Raw genomic sequence first — 12,255 nt, 5'->3', positions numbered from 1 at the left:
GTCCGCATACATCTCCTGCAAGTCAGGAGGTAGCGGTCGGGATGGTCTCTGGCAAGTAACCACATGGCATCCATTATGTTTCTAGGCTTTTGCTCGGGCGCGATCTCGGCCATCTTCACACCGGAATATGCGACGCGCGGGCGAAAGAGCCTTCCGTCAAATGCCTGTAGCAGTCGGTTCGCTATCCGCATCTGATCTTTCACGGGCTTGACGCCGATATCTGAACTTACGACCAGATAGCACCATCTGTCCTCTTCCGGGCGGCCTTTGCGGTCGGTACCGTCGGGCTGTTTCGTCTCGAGCAAGGTGAGAAACCTGATGAACCCGTTCCCCTCGCCTTTCAGGCGATGATCGATGACAGGCCGCGTCGACGGTCTTTCGATGTCGACTAGGTCGGCGTAAAGGGGCCACGCCTTTCGGATATCGAGGGGCGCGTCGGAAATCGCCAGGGTATCTGTGCGGTAGGACACTGATAATGGGAATCGCGCTATCGACGAGGGTTATCGGCGAAAATGCGCATGAGCCGACGCGATGGCCCATTAAAGAACTGCCGTCGATTCCAGCGACTGGCCTCAACTCGAAGAGCCTCGCGTCGGCCCCGACCAAGGCCGGCCAATGACCTAATAGGAGCATGGGCTCGAGCGCGTGGACCTAGCAACCCGCATGGTACAGCCCCCATCAGTGTTCTGTCTAGCCAGCCTTCGGTTCGGACCGTATCGCAAGCGTTGATCTGAAGGGCTGCGTATGAGCGAGTTGGAGAAAGACCTCGTCTTTGCCGGCGTCGACACCCACAAAGACACCCACACCCTCTGCCTCCTCGACCACATGGGGAGGGCGATCGGGACGTTCAGGTTCGCCGCGGACGCGAAAGGCTACGACGCCCTCGCAGGCAAGATAGGAGGCCCGGCAACGTGCGTCGGCGTCGGCGTCGAGGGGACCGGCTCGTACGGCGCCGGCTTGACGCGAAGGCTCCTTGAGCTTGGGTACTGCGTGTACGAGGTGATGGTGCCGGGAAGGGCGAGGCGCAAGCCGGGCCGTCCGAAGAGCGATTCGGCCGACGCCGAGGTGGCGGCGCGGCAGGTTCTCGCCAAAATGCCCTAAATTGCCAAGGTCAACCCACTCGTCGAAGGTAATCGAGTCGCGGTTGCGACGGGTTTGCCAGTAGCAGGTCATGCCGGGCTTCACCAGCAGCCTTTGACGCTGGTAATCGTTGTAGGTTGCCACCTCGTTCGGCAGCGCGGGTCGCGGGCCCACGACGCTCATCCCTTTTGTCAAGACGAAAAAACATGCCTACCTGCAGAAATGCTCCGGCTAGGTAGTTGAACTATTTGTCTTCTGGAGTTTGGGCCTCAAGACTTTTACAGCTCATGCCCACCTTCATTGGCAATGAACCGGCTCCGAAAAGCTGCCTCTAAATCGGATAGCAAATCGTCCCATTGGGGCATTTTCCCAATGGGACGATTCTTTGCGAACAGCTTGCAGCTACACAAACCCTAACCAGATCAAGCCAAATGGCGCCGCTCAACCAGGGGGCCCTAGCGCTTCGTCATAAATTTCTTCGCCTCGGAAAGGATACCGGCCGTCACCTTTCCAACGGGAAACTCCAGCCAATTGTCCTTCGCCCTGGAAAGCTGGCGGACGCAACGCCTGTCCGAGAAGCCCTTTTCAAGACGAGCGAACACATCAGCCCAACCCTCTTCACGCATCGACTCGTCTCCGAAGATGTCCTTGGCCATGCAGGAACCCAGAACCCCGACGTCGATTCCTTTGATTCGAAGGTGGTAATAGACGTCGAATACGTCCCTATGCCGCATCGATCCGGCGCCGAAGCGCAGCAGAGACCGCATCTTCTCGGCAACCGTCTGCTCATCGCTGTTTGGAACGCCCCTGACCGACCCTTTGAGGCGTTGGAAGCCCGTATGGCCACTCGCGTGCCTGCTCCGTAGAAATATATAGCTAGTCCGCATTTCTACGGAGCAGGCATATATTCAGCAGAAAAGGAAGCGACGCAAAAGAGAGCCAACGCGCAGCCAAGCCCCTATCCCGACAATGCCACGAACGCTGTCAAAAGCTTTACGAATGCGTCAAGGTTTTGACATGGCACATTTCGACGACATATACGACATCGCAGCCGACGGGTACGGAATAATCACCGCCGCGCAGGCTCGAGAAGCCGGCGCGGCGTGCACAAGCTCGCGCGCTGGGTGCCCACGCCCTACGACGCCTACGCCGAGGCCGTGGCGCTCGTGGGCGGCGGGGCCTACCTGCATGGCGAGTCCGTGCTCGCCACCAAGTAATTCAGGTGACCTCAAACTGGCCGTAGCTAACTGCAAGCCGGACGCCCCAACCGGCAGCCACGCGAGAAACGAGGGCAATTCATGGAGTCAAAATACGAGGAGATGGAGGAAGACGAATTCCGCCGCGGCAAGGGCGTTACGGAGATCGAGGCGTTGCGGGAGTGGAAGAAGATCCCCGAGCATATCCGCAGGCTGCTGCTCGCCAACGCGTTCTGCTATGGCTGCGGCACGACGGAGTTCGCGCCACGAGCCCTTCCCCGCGCGTCAGGCCAGCACGGAAGCAGGCAGGTACGGCCGAACCTCCGAAGGAGCCAAGGCCAAACAGTTCATCTGCAACCTCACCAAGCGCGAGATACGCGAGTTCCTTCTGGCCCTAATCGATGAGGACGAACGCGTGCGCCACCGCATAACCAGCCGATTCGGCACGCCCGACGCCAGCCGCGCACGAGTCGCCCTGAATGCCGAAATCGACGCCATCTGGTACCGGCACAAGCGCAACGGCGACATTGGCTATCACGATGCGTTCAAGTTCGAGCAGGACTTGAACGAGGCCTTCCGGAATGTCATGAGTCCGCTCTTCCGGCCACAAACGCTTATGGAAACCTTCGAGGTCTCTTATGCTTTCCTGCTGCAGCTAACGGACATCGAAAATGACGACTCCGACGGCTTCTTCACATGCATGATAGATCAGTGCATCAATGCATGGGACGAGATTATCCGCCTTTCCCAATACAACCCTTGCTTTCCAAAGGCGCACCTCATACGCTCCGTGGGCCTCATGAGCCGCTAGTTCCCAATATATAACATCATGACCGCCGTTCCACCTCGCCATTCTCGACACAAGAATTCATAATCCCGTTAACCTTCCACATTCCAAAACGTTTTGTGAGGAGCACCAAATACATACCCGTGAGCACTTGAGGCGTATTCGTCACCCAGGCATGGGAAACTTTCGGTAATATTTTCACTTGGGCGTATTCGGCGCCTCCTTCATGCATCACATGCGTTGAAGCACCTGGGGCTGGAATCGATTTAATCATCTCCGATGCCTGCCCGAAATCGTCCCAATCAGCCCAATAGTCACGCAACACAACACTTCTTAACGCTTTTAAATCAAGTGGCTCACTTTTTAGCATTTCCACAAAGTCCATCGCTACTAATAGGGCGTTCTTATCGTCTTCCGATAGAGCATCTACGGTCTTTTCGATCTCCTCATCCATTGCATCATGGCCCGCCACGTTCGCCCAATATGGCGATTTCGCAATTAACCTATCTTCGCCTCGTAAAACATCAAGGCCAGCAATAGGGGCTCTGTCACCTTCAATCGTTCCAATTTCGCACACCCCTGAAGAAAGGCACAGCTCCTTAAAATCAACAATAAGCCGCTCACGCTCTATGACAAATGGCGCAAGAGCATAGAACCTCACATCCTTCGGAAAGGAACGCAGGCGTAACGCTTTATCGTAATCTGCGTGCAGAAGGCCACCGTATACAACATCCTCGATATTTTTAAAATGACCCGATACAACCTTACCGTTTGGGAGCGACAGCTCCACTTCCCTGTGTTTAAGCGACTTTAACCTTCGTCGAATCTCGGCTACTTTGACACCATCAAACCTTTGATCGCGCTCCGCAATGGCAAGCAGCCTCTTCAGTTGCACGCTTTCTCCGTTGGAGTAGTACTTTCGCTGAAGCATCATGCGAATGCTTACTGCCGCCCAGCTTACTTCTTCATATTCAAAACCGTAGTCGCGCGAAGTGCAATGAACCACGTCCGAACACAAATCGTCACGTGTGCGCAAAGGCACACTCGATACAATACCATCGTATTCCTGCATTGTGTACAAAAAGAGCGACAGAAGACCCGCCCCGTTGTTATTTGAGCTCTCCATCTTGCACCTCAGATACCCTCTTTCCAATCGGACAGAAGCCCTAGCTTAACCTTGGTACAAGATAAGCAGCCAGGCAATCCTCCAAACTCTAAACAATACCCCGGCTGGGAGCACGCCCAATTTGGAATATCATTCAACAATATCTGTTAAAGCGAACTGACCGTAGCCAACCGCAAGCTGACCGCCCCCAACCGGCAGCCATGCGAGAAACGAGGGCAATTAATGGAGCCAAAATACGAGGAGATGGCCCGACAGATGAGAGCCGACGGCGTCAGCGAGGAGATGATCGCAAGGTTCGTCGCCGAGGAGATGGAGGAAGACGAGTTCCGCCGCAGCAAGGGCGTCACCGAGATCGAGGCGTTGCGGGAGCGGAAGAAGATCCCCGAGCATATCCGCAAGCCGCTGCTCGCCAACGCGTTCTGCTATAGCTGCGGCACGACGGAGTTCGCGCCCGGCTACACGCTGCGCATGCGTCACGGCCGCGTGCTCGTCGAGGGTTGCTGCGCGAAATGCGGAGCCGAGGTAGCAAGGCTTTGCGATTAGCCGTTCACGAAGCCCTGCTGGGAATAGGTAGCTGTTGGATGAGCAGTGCCCCCGGGAACCGAGGCGCCCCAGCCGCTAGACCAATCCCTCTAACGAGAAAGTCCGTCATTATCGCAGCGCTAGCCATGCCCATGGCCAAGAAGAATCCGCTGATTCCTCTTAAGGATGCGCCCGAGCCAGGCGAGCCCCGGCCTCGTATCCAGCATAGCCCCCGAAAACCACGACGCGTCCGCACCAAGGGCTTGACGTTCGACTCCGTCGCCAACAATCTGCCAAAGCCAGCGACTCGTTCTAGGCAAATCGAGCTCACAATTTATATCTGGTTATCTTCTTCCATTCGGCCGGGAAGCCCATGGCTTCAAGGAGACGCTCCTCGCCGATGCTCTCGTCCGATGACAGATAACCGTTAACGCACTTGACGAGCTTCGCCTTGAATGCCTTGAACTCGTCGTCGCGCAGAAGGTATCGAAGGGCGATCACTGCCGAGAAGACATCCACCTTGCCGCAAGCGTAATCCGGCCCGATCTTCTCGATGCCGAGCTTGGCGTGCAGGGCCGTATCGGGGATCTCGACGTAGCACCTGTGGGAGAAGAGGCGCTCGCCATGCGCGCAAACGTTCCTGTAGAGGGCGAGCACGCGGATAAACGACGAGAGCTCCTTCGGGTTTCCGATCCCGAACCTCTTAGCGATCCTCGCCTTCGCGGTATACCCGGGTACTCGGGTCGCGGAAAAACGACTAGCATCCGTTCACGACCGGGAAATAGCCGATGTCCGCAAGGACCCTGCAGCAAGCCCCTTCGTCCTCGATTGTGAGGCCGGAGCTTCTGAGCTTCTCCATCTGCTGCTGGTAGGTAAGGAATTCTTTGGGCATCTTCGTTCTTCCCGAAAAGCAAAAGGGGAACCTGCAGGCTCCCCTCCGGTTCCAGGCATCGAAAGTTTCTGGACCCTAATCACCGTCAGGATACTATCCGCAAACTTGCGCCCCGTCAAGGCGTCGGAAAACGTTCGTGATAAGCATTGGGCAACGGACACGGCTTGTTAAGACACGCTATCTTTTCAATCATCTTGCCGATACCGCAACAGACGTTTTACTGGAAATCCCTCATCTTCAGTCCGGCGACATATTGGTCAAGCTCATAAAGGGCATCAATGTAAAGTTCCGCAGCATCGCGAACGTCAGCCATATCTAGGCAGACTCTTTGAAAATGCAGCTTGCCTTCCTCGGCAAAATCGGTTGAGTACGTCGCCAGCACGACATCTTCATCTCGTACGTACTCGGCGTCCTCGATTCCGTCTATACGCAGACGGGACAATTTCGCCATCGGAAAAGCATCCATAAACGACTTACTACGGATATCGACGCAAATGCGACTACCATCGAATCCGTAGTCACGGTGCTGGCTGGAGCCCACAGGGTGCGCCACAACCGCAGAACGTATCGCTTTGAAGAATTTCCAATAGCAGCCAAGTTGAGCTGCGTCAGAGAAAGCGAACCCGTTTGCGACATCATCGCGCAAACAATCCTTGATTCGTCGATAGGAGTCCCTGATCCAATCCGCAAGCACAATCAGGTAGACAACGTCCTTAGGCGAAGCGCTAAAACCGTTCTCAATAGTCTTGTTGAAGTCCTGGACACTGTAGTTAACTTTCAGAACGCAATCGAGCAGAAGCTCACGGTGGGCCTTGTCCTTCGCAAGCCACACCTTTCCTAGGCCTCGCTTGCCCTTGTTGATACCATCGGTTGTTCGCAGAGGTTTCAACATCTGCATGCTACTCATCCCCCAAACCATTGATGAGCCGTTCAGTGAGCACCCCGAAAACCGCCCGCTCAATCTTGTTCTTCATGATTCTCACGTTGTCATAGTGAGCGGCGTTGCGGAGAAACCACCCCCGTACATCCCTGTCGCTAACCACCTTGGCATCGTCATCGTCGAGAAGGCCGATAACGTAGTCGAAGTGTCTGTCAACAATCGCCCTCTTTTCATCAACAGTCAGATCGTTGAACTTTATGCACGCACTTATGCGCGAGAACATTGCGGGGCCCAATGCTTGTTTGATTTCTTTCTCGGACTCGAAATTCGTTGTCAGAACAAAAAGTGCATTGCCCATCTCCACCCTGTAGTACGTGTCGGTCAGCACGCCCTCGTCGAAGAGCTCGTAGAAGGCGTTGTACAATCCGTGATTCACTTTGTCGAATTCGTCTAGAAGGACGACATTCGTTTCCCTGCCTAGGAGGTCTCGGGCAAAACTGCCCTTGGAGTGCTCCGATCCGAAGACGTAGTCGAACGCCTCCTGGTTTTGGAACATCGAGAACTGGATTCTAGTCAAACCCCCACCCATGGCGTCGCTCAACTGTTTCGCCGTCTCGGTCTTGCCAACGCTGGAAGGGCCGTAGAACAACAGGACCACTGGCTTCTCGTCCCCCATCACGGAAAGCCGATACAGGCTTAGGTCGAGCTCAACCTTGCAGTCCTCCTGCCCGAACACAGCCTCCTTAAGCTTATCGTGCACCTCAAGAACGGTATTCTTCCCTAGCTTCACGTACTCAGTCCCCGAGTAGTCAATCATACCAGGGTACATCGCCTCAAGCGATTTGAGGGTCTGGCGGGGCGGGTTCTGGATATACATGGTACCAAAGTCGCATCCCATAGAGGCAATTTGCGCAAAATTGCTGATGACATGACTCACAACCGAACCGAAATCGGCGGATCTAACCACCACGTTGTCGACCCGATCGTGAATATGCGAAAGATCGCTCGTCGCATATTCCGACGCGGCACGAATCTTCGCGTTGTAATCGCCGATAAGCTCAAGATAGGTAATCGTGACCTCGTCCTCGCCGATTCCCTCTCCGATGAAATGCTCAAAATCTTTGTCGCTACCTGTGAATACGTGAATGGCTCCATCAATCATCGCTCTTCACGCCCGCCAAAATAACATCATACATGTCAAGATCCTCATCATCGGACGCCGAATCGTCGTCAGCCGCCGCGTCGATACCGGGTAATCCGGATTCTTCGGCATGCCCGAACTTCCGACAAACTCGAGCTCGCTTTCAACGTCCAAATCGGCGATGCGCGTCTTCCCCACCTTTACGGCGTAAAAGAGCAGGTCCATCTTAGTTAAATCGGGAAGCTTGTAATTGTTCTTCAGCGCCGATCCGTTGAACCTGAGAAGCCGTCTGTCCTTCTTATTGTTCTTGCTGACGGCAAGAAACTCATAGTAGCCCTTCCCCTTCTTGATGGCGTCGTCTATCCGGTCCAAAGATATGGCAAAGTCCCCGGCCGAGACCGAACTCCCGCTGCGCAGCATGCCCAAATACGGAGTCAAGAGCATGAAGCTCGACATCGAATTGCTGACGGGACCAATGTCATAGCCCTCGAAAATATGGATCGACGAATCATCGGAAGGAGAAACGCAAGCAAGAAAGTCCGTCAACAACGTGTTCGTAATGATGCTCTTCGCCATCTCGCCCGAATCAAACGACGCGGAAAGAGAAGCGTCCACGCCAACCGATGCCTTAGCGCCAAGAAGACCGTGAAGCAAAGCGCTTAGGCCATCTTTCGCCTCGGCACCAACAGCGGCAGAGCCCTTGTCCTCACCGGATTCGAACAATTCAGTCGTGGTCGTGAGACCACCACCATGTACAATTTGCACGAAGTCTGTGGCAGACCCCTCGTCAAAGTAGACAATTTTGCATAGTTTCCTCTCGGAGTCCGTCTCGTCAGCCATGCTCAAACCTCCTTAGATTTAACCAGCAAAAGCGCGCTCAGGCGAAGAGGCAATCCGCCCGAGCCCATTAACAAACATGCGCCCGCGGCCCGAGCGCATACATGACACCGGGGCGCGAACCACCGCCCGCCCCGTCTTCGGCGATATTCAAACGAGACGGCATCCATCAACAACCGGCTCACTACCGCCGCGCGGCGTCCGAGTGAGTAGCCTTGGGAAAGTTGGTGCAAGCAAGACAAATCAAGACGGCTTTGAAAGGAAGCGGCCCTCACCATAGAAGGCTACATCAGCTTCTGGATGATTTCCGATACGGAATTTCTGCCTCCCCTCCAATCGCTGCCAGACTTTGGGAGAGTAGTGAAGTACCTGCTATCTCCGTAATATGACAGACTATAGTGTTTCCCATCTTCGTCAATCTCGAATCCAAGATCCTGAAGCTGGCGCTTCTTGGAAGGCAACATCTTACTGTAATCCGTCAGTGCGTTTCGCAGATTCGATCTCCTCTGATCGCTTCTGCCCTGAACAGGATTAGCTTCCAAAACATCATTCAGAACATCGGACCTTCGCGTCCCAGAGCTAAGGTTGTTAGCACGCTTTTCTAGCTCTTCAAGAATCATTTCCTTAATTTCATCTGGAAAGAATTCTTCTTCCTCACCGTAAACAAGAAGCGGGGTCCCTTCAGCATTATTCAGCTTTCTTCTAAGCCCACGAACCTCCGCTTCTAATGATGCATTCTTCGCTGTCAGTTCATCAACCTTTTGATGGAGTTCTTTATTTTCCTGATCAAATGCATCTACGTACTCTTCCCTCTGATTCTCAGCCACTTGACGTGCGTAATCCGCCGCACTTTTGCGATCGTTCAAAAGAGAATATGTCACGCCAGCCCATGTATACGATAAATCCGTCTTTTGCGCATTTGCATACTGCAGGACTATTCGAATAATTCTATTAGCGAATAGGCCACTATCATTGCAATATCTTTTTGGCAGGAGCCTTTTGTGGTCACCGTTCGGAAAATAAACGCCAACTGCGCCTAAGTATTCGTTCTGGTCGCCGCATGCATTTCTTATGGCCAAATCAAGCTGGCAACCCTGTTCCAACAAAACATGAGCAACCCCCTTCAAGCTGTTGCAAAGCTTGCTTACATTCACCAGAGCATGATTCGTTGATGTCTTTGAGATATAGACAACCGGAAGGCTATACTGTCTCTCATGGTTAACAATTGAAGCAATCAAATCAACATTGTCACTTGTGATATCAATAGGATCTCTCAAAACAGGGAGACCGTTATCATCTTTTAGATATCCCTCTTTGATTAACATCGTCACAAAAAAAGGCACAGAAAAACGATAGTCCTCGACCTGAGCTCCTTCAGTAAGGCTTCGGTCGAGCTGAATTGCCATTCTCATTTCATCGAAGTTCATGATGAAATCGGTATCCCAGACAACACCCTCTGCATTCGTCATCTCATAACGAATTGCAACGGTATTATGGTTACGATATTCCTCAATACCAAGCCAAAGCGACCCATCACCATATCGGATGTTGCCCTGCCCGCTCCATTTCAGGTCTGGAATCACGCAATCTTGATGTGGGCTCGACTGATTCCACTCAATCACAAGACGTATGAAATCATCGCGAGTAAGAGACTCGTCAATATCCAACACTGTGGAATACATCAACATTGCTTCCTCCAAATATACATTGCTTCACACTCAAACTCGAAGCAGCCATCTCTTTGAAAGACGCTTACAAGTCTAATCGATTTGTGCAACAATGGCTGTATTCATCACTCATGAAAACGGCAATTAGGGGCTTGTTTGTCTACGCACGTGAACTACTCAGCTTTGATTGCCGCCCGAGCGCCAGTTGTAGGTTTCCCAGAGGTATTCGACTAATGTGATGCTGCTACCCACTGCGAGCTTGGCATGCCTGACGGGCAAAGCAAGAAAACCCGCCTCCCTGCCGTGACCGCACCCGTACTCGTTTCGGAACTCGGCAACTCCCGTCGCAAGACCGCTGAGGCTTCCAAGTATCTGCTTGACGATACCGGCCTCCCTATTGTTTCCAGTAACGGTTTCGGTAGTAATGGAAAGAGCTTTCATCGTCTCTTTTACGAGTTTATTTAGGTCCCAATTCTTATCCGCGGATATCTGTATCTTCCCAAGTATCGTTTTGCAGCAACTCTCGATAAGCTCCTTCGACTTGCCAATGGCTTCCGTCGGGTCGCTTTCCCTCATTTCCATGAGCAAGGAGATGCGGTCGTTCATGAATTCGCTCGAGAATTCCTTTTGGAGATAGCGCACCGATGGTTGCAAGTAACTCGCCCCGGCACGTTCCCAATCTGCAATCTCCTTACATTTGGCATACAGGCCCCTCTTGCCTTTCTCATGCTTATAGGAATTGAATTCATCCGCTGCAGCAGAATCGAACTCCGGCCTGAAATGAAACTCATAGTACCCAAAGAGATCTAGCAGCAGCCGTGTCGCATCTATAGGATCGGCTTCATCAAGATAAGCGAGCATTGATTTTCCTTTTGATAGACCATAATGCCCACAGAGAGGCACCCCGATGCTGTTCATCGTGAAAGCATTAAAGTCCGCAGTACTGAAGTCGAGGACATAACCACTACGGTTGAAAAGCTGTGCGAACGCGCCCATTTCTAACTTCGAAAACATCTTCCTCCTGTGCTGCATCTATTCCGTTGAAGGGCCAAGCCTCCGAGAAAGGCTTATAACACCAGCTTGGCCGAATCTCCCTGCAAAACGACTTCCCCTATAGCTTCATTGCTCAGGATGCGATAAAGCTCGCGGAATCCTTTTGCGATCCTTAAATCACCGCAACCTGGCAACAAAGCCATCCCAAGCCTGTTATCGTCGAACGCTTTTATGGTAACGGAATTGATGCCTTCTGCTCGTACCCAATGCATAATGGATAGACACCGGCATTACCATCTCCTGCCACGAAAAAGCAAAGGTAGTAGAGAAATCGAGGCAAAGCAGGTCAAAGACCAGCTCCCATTCTCCGCCAGCGTGCCAAGTCGATCGCCTCACGCACCGCCGTTGACGGCTACGGTTCGGCATTCACGCGTCCAGAACGCGAATACGCGGTCACAGCTAAGCGGAAGTCAGTCTAGCTCCGACCAGAACCGCCAGCATGTATTCCGGGCGTTCCAGTGCTGCCTCGAGTCCCATGGGATCGCCCGATCCATGTCGCGGCCGAGCAACCCATGGGACAACGCGCTCGCGGAATTCTTCTTCAAGCCGCTCATATTGCGCCGGCGAATCGCAGCTACCGCTTTGCGCATAATAAAAACGCCCGACGACAATTCGAAGGGTCGGGTCGAGCCCGAGGACGGCCTCTCTCCCCTAAGCCGAATCATCCCATTGGGGCGAATTCCCAATGGGATGATTCTCCGCAAGCGACGCGCGGCTACATGAACTTCGACAACCGAAGCCGGCAAATGCAGCCTTGCGCCAGGATCGGCCGCCGCAAAGCCACGGCTCCTCGTTAGGTCTCGAGCATCCCCAAAGCGCCATCCGGCCAGCCCGCCGGGAAGGGCCCACCTTGGACGTTGGCGTTATCGAGCCGCCTCCCGTGCCCCCAGCGCAGAGGTGGCTGGACCCGCCGAGGCGGCCAAGGGGAGCGCTCCCCGCCTCCTCCCCTTGGGACCCCACCGGCCGCATGCCCGCTCAAGCGCCGCGGGGCTGTTGCCCGGGACACGCCGCTGCGCCCCGCACGCGCGACATCCCCACAGAATTCCGGGCGGCATCGGCTCGTCGCCGGTAATT

Annotated in this window: 11 protein-coding genes and 2 pseudogenes; 3 read left to right on the top strand and 10 right to left on the bottom strand. The window is 53.9% G+C overall.

Translation table 11 applies throughout. The features are described from left to right. Positions 1-744 precede the first annotated feature (744 nt). Positions 745-1,101 carry an IS110 family transposase gene (locus ET524_RS11195; RefSeq protein ID WP_129425910.1) on the top strand — a complete coding sequence of 119 codons (357 nt, stop codon included), beginning with the start codon at positions 745-747 and terminating at the stop codon, positions 1,099-1,101. Positions 1,102-1,119: 18 nt separating this feature from the next. Here the strand turns inward: ET524_RS11195 and ET524_RS12085 are convergent. Together ET524_RS12085 and ET524_RS11630 are read right to left on the bottom strand one after the other, a co-directional pair. Continuing rightward, positions 1,120-1,275: pseudogene (locus tag ET524_RS12085) on the bottom strand (sugar transferase); the annotation flags it as partial. 260 nt (positions 1,276-1,535) lie between these two features. Continuing rightward, positions 1,536-1,736 (bottom strand): hypothetical protein, encoded by a 201-nt coding sequence (locus ET524_RS11630; RefSeq protein ID WP_236648314.1) that lies wholly within the window; start codon positions 1,734-1,736, stop codon positions 1,536-1,538. 778 nt (positions 1,737-2,514) lie between these two features. Between ET524_RS11630 and ET524_RS11180 the strand changes: the two genes are divergently transcribed. Beyond that, on the top strand, positions 2,515-3,087 hold the full coding sequence (locus ET524_RS11180) for a hypothetical protein (protein WP_129425906.1): 573 nt from the start codon (positions 2,515-2,517) through the stop codon (positions 3,085-3,087). Between the two features lie 16 nt (positions 3,088-3,103). Here the strand turns inward: ET524_RS11180 and ET524_RS11175 are convergent, their stop codons facing one another. Continuing rightward, positions 3,104-4,189 (bottom strand): hypothetical protein, encoded by a 1,086-nt coding sequence (locus tag ET524_RS11175; protein WP_129425904.1) that lies wholly within the window; start codon positions 4,187-4,189, stop codon positions 3,104-3,106. A gap of 222 nt (positions 4,190-4,411) precedes the next feature. Here ET524_RS11175 and ET524_RS11170 point away from each other — a divergent pair, with 222 nt between their 5' ends. Further along, positions 4,412-4,732 carry a hypothetical protein gene (locus tag ET524_RS11170; protein WP_129425902.1) on the top strand — a complete coding sequence of 107 codons (321 nt, stop codon included), beginning with the start codon at positions 4,412-4,414 and terminating at the stop codon, positions 4,730-4,732. Between the two features lie 306 nt (positions 4,733-5,038). Here the strand turns inward: ET524_RS11170 and ET524_RS11165 are convergent. The 7 genes and pseudogenes from ET524_RS11165 to ET524_RS11140 all read right to left on the bottom strand — a co-directional run. Beyond that, a pseudogene (locus ET524_RS11165) lies at positions 5,039-5,425 on the bottom strand (Abi family protein); the annotation flags it as partial. Positions 5,426-5,468: 43 nt separating this feature from the next. Further along, positions 5,469-5,603, bottom strand: a complete 135-nt coding sequence (locus ET524_RS12080) for a hypothetical protein (RefSeq protein ID WP_269089558.1) — start codon at positions 5,601-5,603, stop codon at positions 5,469-5,471. A gap of 217 nt (positions 5,604-5,820) precedes the next feature. Further along, on the bottom strand, positions 5,821-6,501 hold the full coding sequence (locus ET524_RS11160; protein ID WP_129425898.1) for a hypothetical protein: 681 nt from the start codon (positions 6,499-6,501) through the stop codon (positions 5,821-5,823). A 1-nt stretch (position 6,502) separates the two neighbouring features. Then, on the bottom strand, positions 6,503-7,645 hold the full coding sequence (locus ET524_RS11155; protein WP_129425896.1) for an AAA family ATPase: 1,143 nt from the start codon (positions 7,643-7,645) through the stop codon (positions 6,503-6,505). A gap of 6 nt (positions 7,646-7,651) precedes the next feature. Next, complete coding sequence (locus ET524_RS11150) at positions 7,652-8,464, bottom strand: DUF6414 family protein (protein ID WP_129425894.1); 813 nt, start codon at positions 8,462-8,464, stop codon at positions 7,652-7,654. A 281-nt stretch (positions 8,465-8,745) separates the two neighbouring features. Continuing rightward, positions 8,746-10,161 (bottom strand): hypothetical protein, encoded by a 1,416-nt coding sequence (locus tag ET524_RS11145; RefSeq protein WP_129425892.1) that lies wholly within the window; start codon positions 10,159-10,161, stop codon positions 8,746-8,748. Between the two features lie 144 nt (positions 10,162-10,305). Continuing rightward, on the bottom strand, positions 10,306-10,989 hold the full coding sequence (locus ET524_RS11140) for an abortive infection family protein (protein ID WP_161566710.1): 684 nt from the start codon (positions 10,987-10,989) through the stop codon (positions 10,306-10,308). Positions 10,990-12,255: the final 1,266 nt, after the last annotated feature.

It is taken from the genome of Senegalimassilia faecalis (assembly GCF_004135645.1).
In the GTDB taxonomy this organism is placed as follows: Bacteria; Actinomycetota; Coriobacteriia; order Coriobacteriales; family Eggerthellaceae; genus Senegalimassilia; species Senegalimassilia faecalis.
Note: the sequence above shows the minus strand (reverse complement) of the source record. Positions and strands in the feature narration are given on the sequence as shown.

Bases quoted from the DNA above. Each gene is read 5' to 3' on its own strand.
- ET524_RS11150 (WP_129425894.1), bottom strand. From the start codon at position 8,464: ATGGCTGACGAGACGGACTCCGAGAGGAAACTATGCAAAATTGTCTAC.
- ET524_RS12080 (WP_269089558.1), bottom strand. From the start codon at position 5,603: ATGCCCAAAGAATTCCTTACCTACCAGCAGCAGATGGAGAAGCTCAGA.
- ET524_RS11170 (WP_129425902.1), top strand. From the start codon at position 4,412: ATGGAGCCAAAATACGAGGAGATGGCCCGACAGATGAGAGCCGACGGC.
- ET524_RS11630 (WP_236648314.1), bottom strand. From the start codon at position 1,736: ATGGCCAAGGACATCTTCGGAGACGAGTCGATGCGTGAAGAGGGTTGG.
- ET524_RS11160 (WP_129425898.1), bottom strand. From the start codon at position 6,501: ATGCAGATGTTGAAACCTCTGCGAACAACCGATGGTATCAACAAGGGC.
- ET524_RS11155 (WP_129425896.1), bottom strand. From the start codon at position 7,645: ATGATTGATGGAGCCATTCACGTATTCACAGGTAGCGACAAAGATTTT.
- ET524_RS11180 (WP_129425906.1), top strand. From the start codon at position 2,515: ATGGCTGCGGCACGACGGAGTTCGCGCCACGAGCCCTTCCCCGCGCGT.
- ET524_RS11140 (WP_161566710.1), bottom strand. From the start codon at position 10,989: ATGCTCGCTTATCTTGATGAAGCCGATCCTATAGATGCGACACGGCTG.
- ET524_RS11175 (WP_129425904.1), bottom strand. From the start codon at position 4,189: ATGGAGAGCTCAAATAACAACGGGGCGGGTCTTCTGTCGCTCTTTTTG.
- ET524_RS11195 (WP_129425910.1), top strand. From the start codon at position 745: ATGAGCGAGTTGGAGAAAGACCTCGTCTTTGCCGGCGTCGACACCCAC.